This is a genomic window from Streptomyces sp. MNU76, assembly GCF_020982545.1.
Classification (GTDB): domain Bacteria; phylum Actinomycetota; class Actinomycetes; order Streptomycetales; family Streptomycetaceae; genus Streptomyces.
On record NZ_JAJKLK010000006.1, the window covers coordinates 317796 to 336958 of the forward strand.

General features: G+C 72.7%; 18 protein-coding genes and 2 pseudogenes. 8 read left to right on the top strand and 12 right to left on the bottom strand.

The window, feature by feature from the left end:
• Nucleotides 1–91: 91 nt before the first annotated feature.
• Both E4N62_RS16685 and E4N62_RS16690 read left to right on the top strand, forming a co-directional pair.
• Nucleotides 92–1836: pseudogene (locus E4N62_RS16685) on the top strand (DEAD/DEAH box helicase).
• A 123-nt stretch (nt 1837–1959) separates the two neighbouring features.
• On the top strand, nt 1960–2562 hold the full coding sequence (locus E4N62_RS16690) for a tellurite resistance TerB family protein (protein ID WP_184906030.1): 603 nt from the start codon (nt 1960–1962) through the stop codon (nt 2560–2562).
• Between the two features lie 255 nt (nt 2563–2817).
• Here the strand turns inward: E4N62_RS16690 and E4N62_RS16695 are convergent, their stop codons facing one another.
• The 4 genes from E4N62_RS16695 to E4N62_RS16710 form a co-directional block, all read right to left on the bottom strand.
• Nucleotides 2818–3501 carry a response regulator transcription factor gene (locus E4N62_RS16695; RefSeq protein ID WP_230215305.1) on the bottom strand — a complete coding sequence of 228 codons (684 nt, stop codon included), beginning with the start codon at nt 3499–3501 and terminating at the stop codon, nt 2818–2820.
• Nucleotides 3498–4205 carry a hypothetical protein gene (locus E4N62_RS16700; protein WP_230215307.1) on the bottom strand — a complete coding sequence of 236 codons (708 nt, stop codon included), beginning with the start codon at nt 4203–4205 and terminating at the stop codon, nt 3498–3500. The genes E4N62_RS16695 and E4N62_RS16700 overlap by 4 nt, the downstream gene beginning before the upstream one ends.
• A gap of 456 nt (nt 4206–4661) precedes the next feature.
• The gene (locus tag E4N62_RS16705; protein WP_230215309.1) at nt 4662–6041 is read right to left on the bottom strand and encodes a sensor histidine kinase; all 1380 of its coding nucleotides are present in this window, start codon (nt 6039–6041) and stop codon (nt 4662–4664) included.
• Between the two features lie 73 nt (nt 6042–6114).
• Entirely contained in the window at nt 6115–6327 is a 213-nt protein-coding gene (locus E4N62_RS16710) for a hypothetical protein (protein WP_230215310.1), read from the bottom strand.
• 205 nt (nt 6328–6532) lie between these two features.
• Here E4N62_RS16710 and E4N62_RS16715 point away from each other — a divergent pair, with 205 nt between their 5' ends.
• Complete coding sequence (locus tag E4N62_RS16715) at nt 6533–6946, top strand: VOC family protein (protein ID WP_230215311.1); 414 nt, start codon at nt 6533–6535, stop codon at nt 6944–6946.
• A gap of 97 nt (nt 6947–7043) precedes the next feature.
• A complete protein-coding gene (locus E4N62_RS16720; protein WP_230215312.1) occupies nt 7044–7961 on the top strand; it encodes an alpha/beta fold hydrolase in 918 nt (305 codons plus the stop codon).
• Nucleotides 7962–8008: 47 nt separating this feature from the next.
• Here E4N62_RS16720 and E4N62_RS16725 read toward each other — a convergent pair whose 3' ends face one another.
• Both E4N62_RS16725 and E4N62_RS16730 read right to left on the bottom strand, forming a co-directional pair.
• Entirely contained in the window at nt 8009–9154 is a 1146-nt protein-coding gene (locus tag E4N62_RS16725; protein ID WP_230215563.1) for an RNA polymerase sigma factor, read from the bottom strand.
• A 23-nt stretch (nt 9155–9177) separates the two neighbouring features.
• On the bottom strand, nt 9178–9585 hold the full coding sequence (locus tag E4N62_RS16730) for a YciI family protein (protein ID WP_184906038.1): 408 nt from the start codon (nt 9583–9585) through the stop codon (nt 9178–9180).
• 260 nt (nt 9586–9845) lie between these two features.
• Between E4N62_RS16730 and E4N62_RS16735 the strand changes: the two genes are divergently transcribed.
• Nucleotides 9846–10217 (top strand): hypothetical protein, encoded by a 372-nt coding sequence (locus E4N62_RS16735; RefSeq protein WP_374117001.1) that lies wholly within the window; start codon nt 9846–9848, stop codon nt 10215–10217.
• A gap of 203 nt (nt 10218–10420) precedes the next feature.
• Nucleotides 10421–12687, top strand: a pseudogene (helR, locus tag E4N62_RS16740) (RNA polymerase recycling motor ATPase HelR); the annotation flags it as partial.
• Between the two features lie 33 nt (nt 12688–12720).
• On the opposite strand, the gene E4N62_RS16745 reads toward helR, so the two are convergent.
• The 5 genes from E4N62_RS16745 to E4N62_RS16760 form a co-directional block, all read right to left on the bottom strand.
• Nucleotides 12721–13254 (bottom strand): hypothetical protein, encoded by a 534-nt coding sequence (locus tag E4N62_RS16745; RefSeq protein ID WP_230215313.1) that lies wholly within the window; start codon nt 13252–13254, stop codon nt 12721–12723.
• Between the two features lie 52 nt (nt 13255–13306).
• The gene (locus tag E4N62_RS49410) at nt 13307–13861 is read right to left on the bottom strand and encodes a hypothetical protein (RefSeq protein WP_374117002.1); all 555 of its coding nucleotides are present in this window, start codon (nt 13859–13861) and stop codon (nt 13307–13309) included.
• 34 nt (nt 13862–13895) lie between these two features.
• Nucleotides 13896–14675: a helix-turn-helix domain-containing protein gene (locus E4N62_RS49415; RefSeq protein ID WP_374117003.1), complete on the bottom strand. Its 780-nt coding sequence runs from the start codon at nt 14673–14675 to the stop codon at nt 13896–13898.
• A gap of 142 nt (nt 14676–14817) precedes the next feature.
• Nucleotides 14818–15384, bottom strand: a complete 567-nt coding sequence (locus E4N62_RS16755; protein ID WP_230215314.1) for a hypothetical protein — start codon at nt 15382–15384, stop codon at nt 14818–14820.
• 290 nt (nt 15385–15674) lie between these two features.
• On the bottom strand, nt 15675–16499 hold the full coding sequence (locus E4N62_RS16760; RefSeq protein ID WP_230215315.1) for a bile acid:sodium symporter family protein: 825 nt from the start codon (nt 16497–16499) through the stop codon (nt 15675–15677).
• A 157-nt stretch (nt 16500–16656) separates the two neighbouring features.
• Here E4N62_RS16760 and E4N62_RS16765 point away from each other — a divergent pair, with 157 nt between their 5' ends.
• Nucleotides 16657–17958 (top strand): transposase, encoded by a 1302-nt coding sequence (locus E4N62_RS16765; RefSeq protein WP_230215316.1) that lies wholly within the window; start codon nt 16657–16659, stop codon nt 17956–17958.
• A 143-nt stretch (nt 17959–18101) separates the two neighbouring features.
• Here E4N62_RS16765 and E4N62_RS16770 read toward each other — a convergent pair whose 3' ends face one another.
• Nucleotides 18102–18617, bottom strand: a complete 516-nt coding sequence (locus E4N62_RS16770; RefSeq protein ID WP_230215318.1) for a DinB family protein — start codon at nt 18615–18617, stop codon at nt 18102–18104.
• Between the two features lie 199 nt (nt 18618–18816).
• On the opposite strand from E4N62_RS16770, the gene E4N62_RS16775 reads away from it, so the two are divergent.
• Nucleotides 18817–19104 (top strand): hypothetical protein, encoded by a 288-nt coding sequence (locus E4N62_RS16775; protein WP_230215319.1) that lies wholly within the window; start codon nt 18817–18819, stop codon nt 19102–19104.
• The last annotated feature ends 59 nt before the right edge of the window (nt 19105–19163 follow it).

A 19163-nucleotide genomic window follows, 5' to 3' on the forward strand; every position in this document is an offset into this window, starting at 1 on the left:
TGACGCGTAACGCATGAGCCGGGGTCCGCGCCCGAAAGGCGCGGGCCCCGGCTCGTGTGCGACAGGCGCCGCCGCATCGAGGAAGGTCCCCATGAACCGCACGGCTCGTACGAACAGCAGCAGCTCCTCCCGGTCCCGTACGGAGGGCTCCGCCCGCACCGGCACGGCCCGGGGCGACCGCGCACGCTCACGCGGCGCGGCGACGGGTGACCAAGGGGCTCCTTCCCGTACGGCCGGAGCCGGATCGGCGACGGGCGGCACCGCACCGGGCCGCGGCGACGCCGCGAAGAACACCGCCGGCCGTGGCGACACCTCCAAGAGCACCGCGGGTCGCGGGGGCGCCGCCAGGACCGCCAAGAACACCGGCGGCCGCGCGGACACCGCCAGGGGCGCCCAGGGCAAGGGCGGCGCCGTCAAGAACGGCTCGGCCCGCGGCGGTGCGGCCAAGGCCGGCCGTGGTCGCCGGGGCGGCGGGCGGACCGTGGCGGCCCCCACCGGTGGCGAGTTCGCCCTGCCGGTCACCATCACGCCCGCACTGCCGGCCGTCGAGACGTTCGCCGAACTGGAGCTGCCCGCACAGGTGCTGGAGACGCTGCGGACCGAAGGGGTGACCGAGCCGTTCCCCATCCAGGCCGCGACGCTACCGAACTCCCTGGCCGGACGTGACGTCCTCGGCCGTGGACGCACCGGCTCCGGCAAGACGCTCGCCTTCGGTCTCGCCCTGCTGGCCCGTACGGCCGGACAGCGCGCCGAGCCCCGGCAGCCGCTGGCCCTCGTCCTCGTCCCCACCCGCGAACTGGCCCAGCAGGTCACCGACGCACTCACCCCCTACGCCCGCGCGCTGCGGCTGCGGCTCGCCACCGTGGTCGGCGGCATGTCCCTCGGACGGCAGGCGAGCGTGCTGCGCGGCGGCGCCGAGGTGGTCGTGGCGACCCCCGGCCGGCTCAAGGACCTCATAGACCGCGGCGACTGCCGGCTCGACCAGGTCGCCATCAGCGTCCTCGACGAGGCCGACCAGATGGCCGACATGGGCTTCATGCCGCAGGTCACCGCGCTACTCGACCAGGTGCGCCCCGACGGCCAGCGGCTGCTGTTCTCCGCCACCCTCGACCGCAACGTCGACCGGCTGGTCCGCGACTACCTGCACGACCCCGTCGTCCACTCCGTCGACCCGTCCGCGGGCGCCGTCACGACGATGGACCACCACGTGCTGCACATCGAGGACGACGACAAGCACGCCACCACGACCGAGATCGCCGCCCGCGACGGGCGCGTGATCATGTTCCTGGACAGCAAGCACGCGACGGACCGGCTGGTGAAGAAGCTGCTGGCGGTGGGCGTACGGGCCGCCGCCCTGCACGGCGGCAAGTCGCAGTCGCAGCGCAACCGGGCCCTGAGCCAGTTCAAGGACGGGGACGTCACCGCCCTGGTCGCCACGAACGTCGCGGCGCGCGGCATCCACGTCGACGACCTCGACCTCGTCGTCAACGTCGACCCGCCGGGCGACCACAAGGACTACCTGCACCGGGGCGGCCGTACGGCCCGCGCGGGCGAGTCCGGCACGGTCGTCACGCTCGTCCTGCCGCACCAGCGCCGTGACGTGACCCGGCTGATGGCGGTCGCCGGCATCACCCCGACGACCACGCGGGTCCGCCCCGGCGGTGCCGAGCTGAACCGCATCACCGGCGCGCAGGCCCCCTCCGGCGTCCCGGTCGTCCTCGCCCCGCCGGTCACCCAGCAGCCGGCCGCCCGCCCTCCTCGGCGTCACGCGGCCGTCGCAGCCGCCCGTCCGCCCAGGGACGCCGGCGCGCCCCTGCGAAGGGCAACGGCCGCTGAGCCTGCCGGTACCACGCCGAGGAACTCCTACGGGGGTGGCGGGCGTTCACAGGGAGACGTGCGGAACGCACGCGGACGACCGGAACGACCGGCACGACACGGGCTGAAGCCGAGGTGGCACGCATGGCGATGTGGGATCGGATCAAGGACCAGGCCAAGGGTCTGCAGCAGCAGGCGCAGGGCGCGCGGGGCGGCAGCGGACACGGACACGGGCAGCCGGGGGCGGGACCGCTGGGTTCCATGGGAGCCGGCAGGTCCTCTGGGTCCGGGCGATCCTCGGGCGGCTCCAAGGCCCAGCTGGTGAGCGCGCTCAAGTCCCAGCTCACCTCCCTGAAGACGGAGCTGAAGAGCGGTGCCTACCGGGACGCCAGCATGGCGATGTGCGCACTGGTCGCCGCCGCCGACGGGAACGTGGACCCGGCCGAGCGGCAGCACGTGGAGTCGCTGATCCTCAACAACGACGTCCTGCAGAACTTCCCCGCCGACCAGCTGCGGCAGCGCTTCAACCGGCACGTCGACCAGCTCTCCCGCAATTTCCAGCAGGGCAAGGCCGAGGCCCTCACGGAGATCGCCAAGGCCGCGAAGAAGCCGACCGAGGCACGGGCGGTCGTCCAGACCGGCTTCGTGGTGGCGGGCGCGGACGGGTACATCGCGCAGACCGAGGAGCAGGTCCTGCGCGAGGCGTGCGCCACCCTCGGCCTGTCCCCGCAGGAGTTCGGCCTCTGACACCGGCCGCCGCTCTGTGCGGCTGACACACCGGCACGCCTTCGGGGCTGACACCGGCCGCCGGGCTGCGCGGCGCGGGGCGCCCTTCCGTGACTCAGGGCAACGGGTCCGGACGGGGTGCCCCTGCGCAAGGCGCGGCCGCACCGGACGATGACGGCCGCATCGGCCAGGCCGCCCAGCACCACGCCGACGACCCCCATCGCCATGGACCCGCCCGAGCCGTCGTCGGAGCTCATCGCCACCGCCCACACGGGCTCAGAGGTGGGTATCCGGGGGGTTCGGGCGGGCCAGGCCCAGGTCGTAGGCGAGGATCGTGGCCTGGACGCGGTCGCGCAGACCGAGCTTGCGGAGCAGCGCGTTGACGTGGGACTTCACGGTGCCGACGGTGATGCCGAGCTCCTCGGCGATCTCCGCGTTGGTGAGTCCGGTGGCGACCAGGGAGAGAACGGTGCGCTGGCTGCCGGTCAGCGCGTCGAGGGCGCGCAGGCCGCCGCCGTCCGCCGTACCCGGGGTCGTACCGGAGGCGTAGTGGCCGATGAGGCGGCGGGTCGCGGAGGGGGCGAGCACGCTCTCACCGGCGGCCACCACGCGGATGCCGGCCAGCAGTTCGGCGGCGTGCACGTCCTTGAGGAGGAAGCCGGAGGCGCCGGCGCGCAGGGCGTCGAAGACGTACGCGTCGAGGTCGAAGGTGGTCAGGACGAGGACGCGGGGCGCGTTGTCCCGGCCGGTGATGATGCGGGTCGCGGCGATGCCGTCCAGTTGGGGCATCCGTACGTCCATGACGACGACGTCCGGTGCCAACTCCTCGGTGAGCCGCACCGCTTCGGCGCCGTCGGCGGCCTCACCGACGACCGTCATGTCCTCCTCCGCATCGATCACGGCGGCGAACCCCGCCCGTACGATGCCCTGGTCGTCGACGACCAGCACCCTGAGGCTCATCCGTCACTTCCCTCTTCGTCCTCTGTCGCGTCGCCCTGCTGCGGAACCGGTGCCGCGGCGAGCGGCAGCCGGAGGTGGACCGTGTCCGGGCCGCCGATGGTCAGGGTGCCGCCGAGCGGCGCGACGCGGGCCGTCAGCCGCTCCCGTACGGCGGTGCGAGCGGCGTGCGGCACGCCGGTGGCGGTGAGCGTCAACGTACCGTCGTGCGCGTCGAATTCGAGCATCGTCGGCTGGTCGCCGCCGGCCGCGAGGATCGTCTCGGCGGCGTGGTAGGCGGCCAGATCGACGGCGGTGGGGAGGCGTTCGGGCACCCGGTCGGTCAGACGTATCCGCACGTCGCGGCCGGTGGCCCGGGACTGGTGGGCGAGCAGGTCGAGGGCCTGGAGGGTGGGTTGCGGACTGCGGCCGGGGCCCGCGTCGCGTTCGCCGTCGCGGACGGTGTCGAGCAGGGCGCGCATCGCGGCGAGGGCCTCGCGGGCGCGGTCGGCGACCGCGTCGAGGCGGCCCGCCTCGGCCTCCTCGACCATGTCGGCGGTCCGGGACAGCACGGTCGTCTCCAGCCCCGCCGCGATCCGCCGCCGCTCGGCCCAGGCGTCCCGCACGGCCTCCTCGGTCCACAGGGCGACCCGCTCGTCCCGCGCGCCGCGGTCCCCTGACCCGCCGCCCGCGCACCACCCGCCCGGCACCCCCACCACGACCACCACGCCACCGCACACCCCGACCCCCACCCGAAACCCCCGTTCCCCTGCCCGACCAGGGCGCCGACGGCGGCGAGGCTGTGCACGAGAACGGCGGCGAGGGGAACGCGAGGGGCGGGGCGATGTGGGAGGGGAGGGTGCGGTGGGGGCGGGCGGAACACGGCCCCGCCTCGTCCGCGCGACCTTCGGCGGAGGCGGAGGCGGAGGCCGAGACCGAGACCGGGCCGGTCGAGTCCACGGGCCCGCGCGGCGCGTCCGCGGGGCCGTGGCCCATGTCGCCCGCCTTGCTCGGCTGGGACGGCGCCGTTGCTGTCGTTGGCTCCCACGCCCCGTCCGTCGCATCCGTGGTCGTCCCGGGCGCGTTCGCGATGCCGCGTGCCGTTTGGAGGGTGATGGCCGCGCATGTGGTGAGGAGGCTCAGGGCCGGAGGGAGGAGGGGTGGGCCGGTGTAGTGGGTCGCGGTCATGGCCAGGGGCCAGAGGAGGGGGGGCGAGGAGCGTGGTGAGGGCGGTTCGGGGCGCGCGGGGAGCCAGAGCAGGGTGAGGGCCTGGGCCGCGGCGAGCAGGGCGAAGAGGGTGCCGGCGGAGGCCTGTTGGGTGGCCGTCGCGGTGTCCGGGCGGATGACCAGCGCCGGGAGCAGCGGTTGCAGGACGAGGCCGGCGGCGGCCACCAGCTGTGCCACCCGGTAGCTGCGCGGGAGCGCCGCCACCGGCGCGGCCGTCCGGCCGGGCAGCGCCGCCCGTATCTCCCAACCGCCCTCCCCGTGGGCCCGCTGGTCAGCGTGCCGCCGGCCTCCCGCGCCCGTGACCGCAGGAACCCTGACCCCGCCCGCCCCGAGACCCCCGCCTGCGCCGTCGTCCCGGCGAGCGGCGCCGCACTCGTGACCACGACGTCCGTGCGGGTCTCGCCGTACCGCACCCGCACCCGCGTGTGCGCGCCCGGCGCGTGCCGGGCCACGTTGGTCAGGCCCTCGCGCACGATGCCGTACGCCGCGTCCGCGACGGCCCCGTCCGGCAGCGGGTCGAGCTCGCAGTCGATCCGCTGGTCGAGGCGGCGGAACCCGGCGACCAGGTCCGACAGCCGCTCCTCCGGCGAGGGCTGGTCCTCCCGGGAAGGCGCCGGTGCCCGTACCGCGCCGAGCGCCCGGGTGACCTCGCGACCGGTCTCGACCGCGAACTCCAGTGCCTCTCCGGCCAGTTCGGGCCGCTGGTCGCGCAGTCCGAGCGCGGCGCCCGCCGTGACGACGACGGCCGTCAGTTGGTGGGCGCTGACATCATGCAACTCCCGCTCCATACGCCGCCGTTCGACCGCCGGCAGCCGATGCCGCTCCGACTCGGCCCGCTGCAGCCGCTGCTCGGCCGCCCACCGTGCGCGCCGGGCCCGCCGTACGAGGAGACCGGCGCCGCAGGCGGTGGCGTGGAGGAGAGCGGTGAGGACGAGGTCGAGGCCCGAGGGGTCGCCGAGGCCGCGCAGGCTGATCTGCATCAGGCCCTGCCAGGCGGCGAGCGCCATCACGCACAACACGGCGGTGAAGGTGTCGCGTTCGGTCGCCACGGTGTACAGGGCCAGCGCGACGCCCGCCGTGCCGAGCAGGGCCGTCGCTCCGACGGGCAGCGGCCCGGCGCCCAGCGCGCACGCGGCGGCGACCACGACGAGCGCGACCACGGGGCGGCTGCGGCGCAGCGCCAGCGCGGCCGTCCCGACTCCGGCGACCAGGGCGGCCACCAGCAGGGCCGGCCCCTCCGGGACGGTCCCGCGCACCAGTGCCGCCCCGGGCCACACCACGGCCTGGGCGACGATCAGCAGGACCGGTAACAGCCGGTCGTCCTCTGTCCGCATCATGGCGCCCCCAGGCTAGAGCGGAGACCACCCGCCCGGAGTCCGGCTGGAGACCGAGGTCCGCGTCGTACCTGGGTTAGAGGAGGTGGGGGTGGAGGTGGAGATGGGGGCGGGTGCGGCGGCGTCCGGCGTCCGGCGTCCGGTGTCCGGTGTCCGGCGTCCGGCGTCCGGTGTCCGGTGTCCACAGGCTGTGGACGGCGAAGAAGGCCGACGCGCGCTTCTCGAACCGGATGAGGCCGTAGGAGCGGGCGAGCATGGTGCTGGTCTTCTCGCACCAGTCCTTTCGCACCAGTCCTTGCGCCGGTTCGCCTCCCGCGCCCTGAGCCCGGCCACCTTCGCATGCTCGGCCACCTTGGCGGGGCTGCCTTTCGGGGCTCTGGCCGACCACACCCGAGGCTCCTTCGCGACCGCTCCCGGCATGCCGTTGTCTGTGCCGGGAGCTAGTCTCCGGACAACCGACCGTATGCCCTTTTGTCCGCTTCAGGGAGGTTCTCATGGTCTCGCGGCTCAATCCCTACCTCAGTTTCGACGGCGACGCCCGGCAGGCGATGGAGTTCTACAAGGAGGTCTTCGGCGGCGAGCTGACGCTGCACACCTTCGGCAACTTCGGTCAGCCGGGCGCCCCCGAGTCGGACAAGATCATGCACGGCATGCTGGAGGCGCCGAACGGCATCACCCTCATGGGCGCCGACACCCCGCCCGGCATGGAGTACCACCCCGTCGGCGGCTTCTCCGTCAGCCTCAGCGGAGACGACGACACCGAGCTGCGCGGTTACTGGGGGAAGCTGTCCGAGGGCGGTTCCGTCTCGGTCCCGCTCGACAAGCAGATGTGGGGCGATGTCTTCGGCATGTGTACGGACCGCTTCGGCGTCCCGTGGATGGTCAACATCAGCGAGCCGCAGGGCTGAGCCGGCGCGTGCACAACCGAGGGGTGCGACACCTCGTCGGGTTCTCGGCACCACCGCCCGGTGGGGCCGGCGGACCCGACGGACGAGGAGACCGAAGGTGCCCAGGGTCGAGGCGAACGGCGTCGAACTCTTCTACGAACTGGCCGGTTCCGGCGACCCGTTGGTCCTGGTGCACGGCTCCTGGGGCGACCACCACAACTGGCTCCCGGTCCTCCCCGCCCTCACCGACCGCTTCCGCGTCCTGATCTACGACCGCCGCGGCCACAGCCGCAGCGAACGTCCACCGGGGCAGGGCAGCCGACGTGAGGACGAGGAGGACCTGGCCGCCCTGATGGAGACCCTGGGCCTCGCCCCGGCGTACGTCGCGGGCAACTCCTTCGGGGCGTCGACCGCCCTGGGCCTGGCCGCCCGCCGCCCCGGCCTGTTCCGGGGCCTGATCGCCCACGACCCTCCCCTGACCGGCATCGTGTCCGCCGGTTCGTCCGCCGGTTCGTCCGCCGCTCGAACTCCGCTGACCGGCGTCGAGTCAGAGGGTCCGTCCACCGCACGAACGCCGCTGGAGGACGTCGCCGAGAGGTTCGTCTCGGTCCTCGCCCATCTCCGCGCCGACGAACGCCTCGCGGCGGCCCGCCAGTTCACGGACGAGATCGCCCTCGGCCCCGGCACCTGGGACCGGCTCCCTCCCCCGGTCCAGCAGACCTTCCTGGCCAACGCCCCCACGTTCCTCGACGAGCACGGCGACCCGCACTGGGCCGACCTGGATCTCTCCCGCCTCTCCGCCTACGCGGGCCCGGTCCTGCTCACCAGCGGCACGACCGGCCCGCGGTGGTTCGCCGCCGTCACCACCCGCCTCGTCGAGGCCCTGCCGCAGGCGGCCACCCACACCTTCGAGGGTGCGGGCCACATCCCCCACGTGACCCACCCGGAGGCGTACGCGCGTGCCGTGACGGCCTTCATCGAGACGGCCGGCACGGCACGCGCATCCGGCTGGCGCCCAGCGTCCAGCCGAAGCTGACGTTCACCTTGCCGTCGCCGCCGAAGGACGTCACGCAGCGCGTCCTGTCAGGGACGGCGGTGGGCGTTGAGCCGGGCGGCCTGGCGGGTGAGGTGGGCGCGTTCGGCGAGGTTGGGGGCCTTGCCGGCGGCCTCGGCGTACAGACGGGCCGCCGTGGTCAGGTCGCCGTCGCGCTCGTGGAGGTGGGCCGCGACCGCGGTGTGGCGGGGCAGGGAGGCGTCCAGTTCGGCGAGGGCCGCGAGACCGGCGCGCGGTCCGTCGGCCTCGCCCACGGCGACCGCGCGGTTGAGCCGGACGATGGGGTTGTCGGTCAGAGCCGCCAGCTCGTCGTACCACTCGACGATCTGCACCCAGTCGGTCTCGGCGGCCGTGGGCGCGTCGGCGTGCAGGGCGGCGATCGCGGCCTGGGCCTGGAACTCGCCGAGCCGGTCGCGGGCGAGGGCCGCCTGGAGGATCCCGATGCCCTCGGCGATCAGACGCGTGTCCCACCGCCCCCGGTCCTGCTCTGCGAGCGGCACCAGGCTGCCGTCGGGCGCGGTCCGGGCCGCGCGCCGGGCGTGATGGAGCAGCATGAGCGCGAGCAGCCCGGCCACCTCGGGGTGGTCGATCGCGGCCGCGAGCTGCCGGGTGAGCCGGATGGCCTCGGCCGCGAGGTCGACGTCGCCGGAGTAGCCCTCGTTGAAGACGAGGTAGAGCACGCGCAGCACGGTGGCGACGTCGGCCGGCCGGTCGAGGCGCACACCGGAGACCGTCCGCTTGGCCCGGCTGATGCGCTGCGCCATGGTCGCCTCGGGGACGAGGTAGGCCTCGGCGATCTGCCGGGTGGTGAGGCCGCCGACGGCCCGCAGGGTGAGCGCGACCGCCGAGGCCGGGGTCAGCGACGGGTGGGCGCACAGGAAGTAGAGCTGGAGCGTGTCGTCCACGGCGGGCGCGGGGCCGGGCGGGGGCTGCTCCTCGACGTGGTCCTCACGCCTGCGGCGGGCGGCGTCGGCGCGGGCCGCGTCGAGGAACCTGCGCCAGGCCACGGTGACCAGCCAGCCCTTGGGATCACGCGGCGGATCGGCCGGCCAGACGCGGAGCGCCTCGACCAGCGCGTCCTGCACGGCGTCCTCGGCCGCCGCGAAGTCTGCTCCGCGGCGGACGAGAACGGTGAGCACGCTCGGCGTGAGACTCCTGAGCAGGATCTCGTCCATCACTTCGTGCCGCACGTGTGCCGTCACTCCGTGATGGTGGGCTGCACGCCGTAGAACGGGCGCACCTCCAGCCACTCGTGGATGGGCTTGCCGCCCGCCCCGGGGGCGGCGGACAGCTCACCGGCCAGCTCGACGGCGCGCTCGTAGCTGTCGACGTCGATGACCATCCAGCCGGCGATCAGGTCCTTGGTCTCGGCGAACGGGCCGTCGGTGACCGGCGGGCGCCCCTCACCGTCGTAGCGGACCCACGCTCCCTCGGGCGCGAGCGCCTGGCCGTCGACGAACTCGCCGGTCTTCTCCAGCCGGGCCGCGAAGTCGTTCATGTACTGCATGTGCGCCGAGATCTCCTCGGGGCTCCACCGGTCCATCGGCACGTTGTTGACCGGGGCCGGGGCGCCTCGGTAGTGCTTCAGCAGCAGGTACTTGGCCATGGTCGTACTCCTCGGTCCTCTGGCGACCCATTGTGGTCGCGTTCATACCGGGGACGGAGCTGGACGCGGGGTCTCGACATCGCCGTGGGATTCTTCCCGAAGATTTTTTGCGGAGACGGGCCGGACACGACAAAGGCAAGGAGTCATGTACTCCTTGCCACTCTCAACGTATAGCGCACCGGGGGGCTTGCGGCAAGGCCCCCGTGGTGCCGCAGAATCTCCGGCCTGAGCCTGAATCGACGAACACCGGGGGCGCTTCGATGCGTGTGCTGTTGGCGAACTACGACTCGCGCGGGGGCGTCGAGCCGCTGGTCGGACTCGCGGTCCGGCTGCGCGAGCTCGGCGCGGAGGTGCGGGTGTGCGCGCCACCGGACGAGGAGTTCGCGCGGCGGCCGGCGAGTGTCGGCGTGCCGCTGGTGCCGTTCGGCCGGCCCGTACGCGCGCTGATGACCGCGGCGGCGCCGCCGACGCCGGGCGGTGTGCCACGGCGGGCGGCCGAGCTGCTGGCCGAGTTCGACCCGGTCGCCGAGGCGGCCGAGGTCGCCGGGACGGTCCTGCCGGACAGGGCGGTGCGGGCGGCGAGGCTGCTGCTGGACATGTACGGAGGGGAGCGGCGGTCTACGTCAGCATGAGCCGGGGTGCGGGGGCCGCCCACCGTCATTCCCCACGCCCGACACGCTCCACCCCTCCCGCCTCCCACCTCCCTCCCCGTGACGCGCCCTCACCCCGCCCCTCACTCCACACCCGGAGCACGCGGACATGACCTTCGGAGTAGACGAGATGCACCCCCGACCACCTCCACCCCCACCACCAACTCCACCCCGAGCGGCTTCCGCCCCCACCCACCCCAGCGTTCCGTCTCCCCGACCGGCTCTCCGCCAAGGCCCCGCCCTCCTCTCCACCGACGAGCGGCACTTCGCGGCCCTCGCCACCTCCCTCGCCCGTTCGATCGCCGAGGTCTCCGCCCAGCTCGACGCCGAACGGCGGGCCCCCGGCGGCCTGGGCCGCCACGCCATGGACCGCGACACGGAGATCCATCGCCTGACCGCCCGTCTGCGCACCCTGCGCCGCTTCGGCCTGGACCTGTGCCTCGGCCGTATGGTGACCGAGGACGACCCCGAGACCCCGGTCTACATCGGCCGCCTGGGCCTCACCGACAGCACCACGGGCCGCCGTCTGCTGGTCGACTGGCGCTCCCCCGCCGCCGAACCCTTCTTCGGCGCGACCCACGCCAACCCGATGGGCCTCACCAGCCGCCGCCGCTACCGCTGGACCGACGGCCGTATCAGCGACTACTGGGACGAGGTCTTCTCCTCGTCCGAGCTCGACAGCCTCACCGACCACCAGCACACCGCCTCCCTCGACGACCAGTCCGCGTTCATCGCCAGCCTGGGCACCAACAGGTCGGAACGCATGCGGGACGTCCTCGGCACCATCCAGGCCGACCAGGACGCCGTCATCCGCGCGAGCTCCCGGGGCGCGCTGGTCGTGGACGGCGGGCCCGGCACCGGCAAGACGGTCGTCGCCCTGCACCGTTCCGCGTACCTCCTCCACGCCGATCCCCGGCTGGGTCACCGCCGGGGCGGCGTCCTCTTCGTCGGCCCCCACCGGCCGTACCTCTCCTACGTCGCCGACGTCCTGCCCAGCCTCGGCGAGGAGGGCGTGCAGACGTGCATCCTGCGCGACCTGGTCGAGGAGGGGGCGGCGGCCGGCGGCGAGCCCGACCCGGAGGTGGCCCGTCTGAAGTCGTCCGCGGCGCTGGTCGACGGCATCGAGAAGGCCGTCCGCTTCTACGAGGAACCGCCCACCGAGGGCATGACGGTGACGACCCCCTGGTCCGACATCCGGCTGAGCCCCGCCGACTGGACGGCGGCCTTCGACGCGGCGGAACCGGGCACCCCGCACAACGAGGCCCGCCACCAGGTCTGGGAGGAACTGCTGACGATCCTGGCGGACAGGCACGAGGCCGCGACCGACCCCGACGGGAACCCCGACCGAGACCCCGAAGCCGAGACGGCCGTACCCCCGGCCCTCCTCCGCAGGTCCCTGCTCCGGAACAGGGACCTGGTCACGACCTTCAACCGGGCCTGGCCGCTGCTGGAGGCGGCGGACCTGGTGGGAGACCTGTGGTCGGTACCGGCGTATCTGCGGCTGTGCGCGCCCTGGTTGAGCCGTGACGAGGTCCGGCTCCTCCAGCGCGACGACCCCCAGGCGTGGACGACGTCCGACCTCCCCCTCCTCGACGCCGCCCGCCGGCGCCTCGGCGACCCGGAGACGGCCCGCCGCAAACGCCGCCACGAGGCCACGCTCGCCGCGCAGCGCGAGCGGATGACCCAGGTCGTGGACAACCTGATCGAGGCGGTCTCCAACTCGGGCGCCGACGGCGACGACGGCGAGGGCCTGGTGACGATGCTGCGCGGTGAGGACGCCCGGGTGAGCCTGGTCGACGACTCCGAACTCCACACCGCCGACCCGGACTTGCTGGCGGGACCCTTCGCCCACATCGTCGTGGACGAGGCGCAGGAGCTGACGGACGCGGAATGGCAGATGCTGCTGCAGCGCTGCCCGTCCCGCAGCTTCACGATCGTCGGCGACCGCGCCCAGGCCCGGCACGGCTTCACGGAGTCCTGGGAGGACCGGCTGAACCGGGTGGGCCTGGGCCGCATCACGCAGTCCTCCCTCACCATCAACTACCGCACCCCGGAGGAGATCATGACGGAGGCGGCACCGGTGATCCGCGCCGCACTCCCCGACGCGAACGTCCCGACGTCGATCCGCAGCAACGGCATCCCCGTCGACCGCACCCCGACGTCGGACCTGACGACGGCCCTGACCGCGACCCTCGACACCTGGCTGGCCGCCAACGCCGACGGCACGGCGTGCGTGATCACCGCACCGAACTCCGCACCGGCCTCCGGGACGTGGGTCGGTGCGACACCCCGGGTCCGCGTGCTGACCCCAGAACTCTCGAAGGGCCTCGAATTCGACTTCGTGGTCCTCGTCGACCCGGAATCCTTCGGCGAGGGCATCGAGGGGGCGGTGGACCACTACGTGGCGATGACCCGGGCGACCCAGCGCCTGGTGATCCTCACGAGCGTCTGAGCCTGAATTCACGCGGGACGTTCACCCCGAGGTTCAGCCGCCGCGGGCGGCTCCCTCCGGCCAGACGACGTCCACGGGGATCCCGGCCGCCCGCGCCGCGAGCACGGCGTCGGCGGTGCCGCCGCCCTTGCCGGTGGGTGGCGCACCGTCCCACACGGCCACGAGGCGGTCGGCCCGCTGGACGAGCACGGCGTTGGCGGCCTCGTACGCCTCCCGGTCGGCCGTCTCGTAGGGCAGCACGACGACCTCCTCGGCGGCCGCCGCCAGCCGGTCGTACGAGCCCCCGTGCTCGGGCTCGACGACGCCGCGCCGGTAGTCCCGGGAGGGCACGACGACGACCAGCCGACCCCCGGCGGCGAGCACGGCCTCGGCGAAGACCGTGTCGGCCCCCTTGGCGATGCAGGACACCCCGACGAGCGGGCCGCCGTCCCCGGCGTACGGCTTGAGCAGCTCGTCCAGCGCCGCGCGCACCAGGGGGACGGCCCGTTCAGTCAGATCCAGGTGCCCGGTCACCGCGATGGTGGTCTGCTGCTGACGCGGAACGGGGCCGCCCTCAGCGTCGGTCATGCGAAGACGCCTCTCTGTCGATCACTGATGGTCCCAGTGGATGTGGCAGTGGCTAGTCGCTGTCGAGGGGGACCCAGGCCCGCCCTCCCGTGTCGTCCGTGCCGTACCAGTAGTGCGGCATTCCCTTGATACTGGCCGTCTGGAAGGGGCGGCCGTGGTCGTCGATGCGGATCGTGCCGGTGCGGCCCTGGGAGGACCAGTCGAGTTCGAGGTACCAGCGGGCATCGTAGGTCTGTGTCGTCGCGTCGACCAGCAACACCTCGGGGTCGTCGGCGGAGACACGGTACGGGAAGCGGACGGCCGGGAGGACGCGTCCGCCGTCGGCGCCGTCCTCGCCGTCCTTCGGGTGGACGATGGGGCGGTCCGCGTCGAGGTTCACGGTGAAGCGGCGGGGCGTGAGCTCACTGCCGCAGCCCTGGCCCATGTGGTACGCGGTCCCGCCCTCCGGGGTGTCCCGGCCGACGACGCGGACGTGCAGCGCGTCCAGGACCACGGCCGCCGACGACTTCCCCTGCACCGAGATCCGCACCTTGGTCTGCCGCCCGTGCACCGCGTTCTGCGTCGCCGCCCAGACCTCGGCGTCCTGCTCCGACGGTGGGGGAGGCACCTGGGCGGGCGGCTTGTCGATGACGTAGTCGTGGTCACACCCCTTGTCCCAGACGAGGGAGTCGACGCTCCAGGTGAGGGGCGGAGCGGGGCCGGGTTCGTGGAGCGGCCGTCGGCGCCCGGGGTGGTGGGGCCGGTGCTCGCGGAACCGGTACCGGAGGGGTCCGGCTCGGCCTCGGAGGAGCGACCGTCCGAAAGCGCGGTGAAGCCGACGAGGGTGCCGGAGCAGGGCGCAGGCGGCGGCTGTGGAGGCCAGGACCGGTCGTCGGCGGTACCAGGGAAGGGGCGGGGAGCGGAGGAGGGGAGCGCACGTCCGGGTCGGGATGGTCCCCGGGGTGTTCTGCGGGGCCGCTCTGTCCGGCGAGGGTCTCGTCCGTGTCGGCGTGTGCGTGCGTGTGTGCGTCCTCGTTCTCCTCCTCGCTCGCAGTCGGTGCCGGAGACGGAATCTCCTCTTCCGGCGCTTCCGCCGTACGCACCCGCTGACGAGCCGCGACCGCCGACAGCCACAGCCGGTGCAGTTCGAGCCGCTCCTGTGGTGTCGCGCCGCAGAAGGCCGCGAGCCGCTCCACGGGCGCGTAGTCCTGGGGTACGGCATCGCCCGCGCAGTACCGGTGCAGCGTGGAGGTGTTCATGTTGAGACGGCGGGCGAGGGAGCCGTAACTCCGGTCGGTACGGTCCTTCAGACGCCGCAGCAGCGCCGCGAACTCGTCGGCATCGCCCTGAATCGACATCGTTTCCCCGCCGTCCCCGCCGTCCCCGCCGTCCGCGATCCGCATCCCGGGCCCTGTCGTCACCGCCCGTACGGGTACGCGCATCACTACGCGTATCCGTACGCGTATCAGTACACGTATCAGTACACGTATCACTGCACGTCAGATGCAGGGGGATGGTTCCACCGCTGCCCGGCCCCGGTGCCGCCCGCTGTCGTACCGGACGGCACGGGACGGGGCACCGCCGTCAGCGGGCGCTCGTGGTCCCGATGTCGGAGATGCGGTCGTACCGCTCCACCACCACGAAGAGCTTGACCTTCTGCGTCGTCGTTCCGCTGCCGAAGGTCAGGGTGACCACGACCTCGTGGCTGTGCCCCATGCTGCCGTTGTCGGACACCGTCCACCGCGCCGGAACGTTCTGGGCGCGCAGGACGCCGTCGGCCCCGTTCTTGTTCTCCCAGGCGGCCAGCCGCTTGGCGAAGTCGGGCGTCAGGTAGTGCTTGCGGAGCGCCTTGGCCAGCGTGGTGTCCGGGTCCGCGTAGTCGCCCTTCGCGTCGATGTACGCGCCGTAGAAGTCGGCGACGCGGGTCACCACGGTGCCGGGCGTACCGGTGACCGACTTCGGTTCGGCGACCGGCTTCGACTGGACGGCGACGGCGGCCGGCTTCGACGTGGCGGTGGGCGCCTGGGCCGAGGCGGGGACGGACGCCTGCGCCGGCATCTGCGCCGACACACCGAGCCCTACGGCGAGGACGAGACCGGCGGCGGCCGCGCGGAGACCGTAGCCGCGGCGGGCGGAGAACTTCGTGTTCATGTGCGTCATCCATCTCTGGTCGTCGACCCGGCGCTCGGCCACGGAGATGCCCGGTACGCAGGGTCGGGAGGGTGTCGTCGCCACACGGTGGCCGGGCCGGTCGTGGTGACCCGGTCGGGGCGACACCCAGAGCTTCGAGGACGCCGGGACCCACCACAACGGCTGCCGCCCCATCCCGGACGGCAGAACGGTCCCACCCCAGTTGACCTGGGAAGAAAGGGTTCCTGGGAATGCCCTGGGATACGTCCTTGACCGCACCCGGGGCTCGACAGGAGAGCGGACTCGCGGGCTCAGCCCGCCGTGGAGGAACTCTTTGAAGGAGCCCCGGAGGGAGTTCCTGAACGACCCCGGGTGATGGCGTACCCGAAAGCCGTCGCCAGGACGTACATCAGAACCGAGTAGACGGCGCTGGGAATGGCGACCTCGGTGCTGTCGAGGATGCTCAGGGCGATGGTGAGGGCCACGGTCGTGTTGTGGATCCCCACCTCCATGGCGCTGGCGACGGCCTGAGGCTGACCGAGGCGAAGCGCTCGGGCACCGCCGTAGCCGATGCTGAGGCTGGCGAGGCAGAAGATGCCGGTGACCAGGCCGACTTGGCGAAGGTAGTCGGCGAGGTTCTCCCGCTCTCCCAACAGCGCCGCGAGGGACACCGCGACCAGGACGGCGATGGAGAACACCCGCACCGGACGGTCGGCGCGGGCGGCGAAGTCGGCGGACCGCCGCCGGACGAGCATGCCGATCCCGACCGGGATCAGCACGATGGCGATCACCTGCAGCACCTTGCCGAATTGCAGTCCCAGGTCGCCCTCGGCGTCGAAGTGGTTGATGGGCAGGTTGGTGACGAGGGGAATGGTGACGGCCGCGAGCACGGAATTGATCGCGGTGAGGGTGATGTTGAACGCCACGTCCCCGCGGAACAGATGGCTGAAGAGATTGGCGGTGGTACCGCCCGGTGACGCGGCGAGCAGCATCACGCCCACGGCGAGCAGCGGGTCCACCTTGCTTGTCGGGCAGGGTGCCCGGTCCTTCAGGCCGGGGTGAATGCCCGTTCCCGTGTAGCGGGGCAGGGGAAGCCGGATCGCCGGCAGGGCGATTCGGCGTCTGGGGAGGAACAAGGCGGGCGGGGGACGGCCTCAACCGTTCGCGGTGTCGGCGGGTCGGGGCCGTGTGGTTGGAGGTTGCCCTGGGAGGGATGAGCGCGTCGGTCACTCTCATGGGTGATGTGGGTCGAAGTCGTGCGCGGGTGGGGAACGGGGTGTCTAGGTTCGTGGCATGTCTCGTTTCCGGATGTATCCGTCGCCTGCGCAGGCCGAGCAGATGCTCACGCACTGCGCGCACGCGCGGTACGTGTGGAATCTTGCTGTCGAGCAGCACGCCCACTGGCGGCGGTGGCGCAGGTCCGCGCCGGGTTTTGCGGAGCAGTGCCGTCAGCTGACCGAGGCCCGGCGGGAGAACGCGTGGCTGGGTGCGGGGAACGCGGACGTGCAGCAGCAGGCCCTGAAAGACTTCGCCCAGGCAAGGAACGCCCGGTTCACTTCGGGGTTCGGTGAGCCGACCTGGCGCAGGAAGCATGTGCACGAGGGTTTCCGGGTCATCGGCACCGACCGCGTGCCGGAATATCACGTGGACGGGTCGGCGAAGCTGAACGCGAGGACCGGCAGGCAGGTCATGGGCCGCTCGGTGGTCGTGCAGAGGCTGAACCGGCGGTGGGCGCAGGTGAAGGTGCCCGGCTGCGGCTGGGTCCGCTTCCGCCTCAGCGCCCGAGGTAAGGGTGCGAAACTGCCGGAGGCGAAGACGTTCCGGGTCACCTTCCGCAACGGGCAGTGGCACATCGCCTTCGCCGTCATCCCGGACCCCATTGAGGGGCCGGGCACGGACACGGTGATCGGCATCGACCGGGGCGTCACCGTCACCGCTGCCCTCTCCGACGGGCGGAAGCTGAACTGCCCCCAGCTCACCGTCAAGGAACGCGCCCGGATCCGCAAACACCAGCGGCGCGCGGCCAGAGCACCCAGAGGCAGCCCCGCCAAGGCGGCCGAGCATGCGATCGTGGCCGGGCTCAGGGCGCGGGAGGCGAACCGGCGCAAGGACTGGTGCGAGAAGACCAGCACCATGCTCGCCCGCTCCTACGGCCTCATCCGGTTCGAGAAGCTGAACATCAGAAACATGACCCGCTCCGCGAAGGGAACCGTGGAGCGGCCCGGCAGGAGTGTGGCGCAGAAGTCCGGCCTGAACCGGGCGATCCTCGCCCAGGGCTGGGGCCTGCTGCGCCAGCGCACCGGACACAAGGCCCCCGGCCGGGTCGAAGACGTACCCGCCCCCTACACGTCTCTGCGGTGCAGTGCCTGCGGTTGGATCGACAAGAACTCGCGCAAGAGCCAAGCCGGGTTCGTCTGTTCCTCCTGCGGCTTCACCTGCAACGCCGACACCAACGCCAGCATCAACATCGCGGCAGGACAGGGCGGGATCCCCCGCCCCCTGCGGACAGCCGGTGCCGGAGGGACGACACCGCCCAACCAGCGGTCGAGCGTCCGTGAACCTCAGCCCATATGGGTTGGAATCCCCCTCTTTTAAGAGGGGGAGGATGTCAAAGTGAAGCAGCACCGACCCTCTGGTACAAGGCTTTGGCCGACCGGCGTGATGGGCGGCGTGATGGGCGGCCCGACGCCGCTGGTCCTCCTACAGCGGGGCGCTTACGTGGGCAGTTCCGATGCGCCCTAGTAGTAACCCTTTTCCCCGTCGAGCAGCTCCCTCACGATGTCCGCGTGGCCCGCGTGGCGCCCGGCCTCCTCGACGAGATGGATGAGCATCCAGCGGAGGTTGGCGCTGCTGGAGCGGAAGTCGGGGTGGCGGCCGACGTCGTCCAGGGACGCCCCGGCCACGATCTCGTCGCTCCGGACACACTGGGCCTCGTACTCCGCGAGGAGCTGCTTCAGCGAGCTGCCGTCGGTCCGCCAGTCCGCGTCCTCGCCGATCTCGACCAGGGACGGATTCTGCGTCTTGTCGCCGCCCAGGAACAGCACCTCCAGCCAGGTGTGTTCGACCCACCGCATATGGCTGATGAGCCCGGCCATCGTCATCGCCGGCGAGGTCGGGATGACGGAGCGGTGCGCGTCGGCCTCGCTCAGGCCCTCGCATTTCCATCTCAGGATCCGCCGCTGCACATCCAACCAGCCGAGGAGCGCGGTGCGTTCGTCTGCCTGGAAGGGGGGTCGCTCAAGTGAGGGTGACATGCCCGCACGTTAAAACGCCCGGTCTCCGGATGCCGCCCGATTTTCGATCTCTCGGCGCGCCGGACGGCCCTGAGTTCGCGCCAAGTGCCGTGCCGGCAGCCGCGGCTGGACGCACGTCCAAGGCCCAGGACAGCTGCGAGGACGGCCGCCAGTTGTGGGGCACCTACCGCCTCGCGCGCATCGGAAAGGCGACGACCTCATGAGCTGGACCATCAGACGCGCACCCGGCCGCCCCGTACGCCGCACCGACGACGACCGCTTGGCCGTACCCCTTCGTCTCTCCCTGAAGGACGGACACGCGACGGACGCCGAGCTGACCCTCACCCTCGCCGAGGCCGAGCACCTGCACGCCGCGCTGTGCCGCGCGCTCGACGGCGAGCCGACACCGCCCGCCGCGCCGGACTGCCGTGAGTCGGTGCAGGCTTCGCCCGGGGTGGCGCACATCATCGGGCGGGCGTGGGGCACGTCAGCACGGCCGGCTTCATGAGACCCCCTCCCGGTCGGCCTCCTGCCGGGCCGGCCGGGAGGCGCGGTCCCGGATTGCCT

What these genes read in the sequence shown, in the direction of transcription:
- E4N62_RS16690 (WP_184906030.1), top strand. Translation starts at nt 1,960, where the DNA reads ATGGCGATGTGGGATCGGATCAAGGACCAGGCCAAGGGTCTGCAGCAG.
- E4N62_RS16695 (WP_230215305.1), bottom strand. Translation starts at nt 3,501, where the DNA reads ATGAGCCTCAGGGTGCTGGTCGTCGACGACCAGGGCATCGTACGGGCG.
- E4N62_RS16705 (WP_230215309.1), bottom strand. Translation starts at nt 6,041, where the DNA reads ATGATGCGGACAGAGGACGACCGGCTGTTACCGGTCCTGCTGATCGTC.
- E4N62_RS16715 (WP_230215311.1), top strand. Translation starts at nt 6,533, where the DNA reads ATGGTCTCGCGGCTCAATCCCTACCTCAGTTTCGACGGCGACGCCCGG.
- E4N62_RS16725 (WP_230215563.1), bottom strand. Translation starts at nt 9,154, where the DNA reads ATGGACGAGATCCTGCTCAGGAGTCTCACGCCGAGCGTGCTCACCGTT.
- E4N62_RS16730 (WP_184906038.1), bottom strand. Translation starts at nt 9,585, where the DNA reads ATGGCCAAGTACCTGCTGCTGAAGCACTACCGAGGCGCCCCGGCCCCG.
- E4N62_RS16735 (WP_374117001.1), top strand. Translation starts at nt 9,846, where the DNA reads ATGCGTGTGCTGTTGGCGAACTACGACTCGCGCGGGGGCGTCGAGCCG.
- E4N62_RS16745 (WP_230215313.1), bottom strand. Translation starts at nt 13,254, where the DNA reads ATGACCGACGCTGAGGGCGGCCCCGTTCCGCGTCAGCAGCAGACCACC.
- E4N62_RS49415 (WP_374117003.1), bottom strand. Translation starts at nt 14,675, where the DNA reads ATGCGCGTACCCGTACGGGCGGTGACGACAGGGCCCGGGATGCGGATC.
- E4N62_RS16755 (WP_230215314.1), bottom strand. Translation starts at nt 15,384, where the DNA reads ATGAACACGAAGTTCTCCGCCCGCCGCGGCTACGGTCTCCGCGCGGCC.
- E4N62_RS16765 (WP_230215316.1), top strand. Translation starts at nt 16,657, where the DNA reads ATGTCTCGTTTCCGGATGTATCCGTCGCCTGCGCAGGCCGAGCAGATG.
- E4N62_RS16770 (WP_230215318.1), bottom strand. Translation starts at nt 18,617, where the DNA reads ATGTCACCCTCACTTGAGCGACCCCCCTTCCAGGCAGACGAACGCACC.
- E4N62_RS16775 (WP_230215319.1), top strand. Translation starts at nt 18,817, where the DNA reads ATGAGCTGGACCATCAGACGCGCACCCGGCCGCCCCGTACGCCGCACC.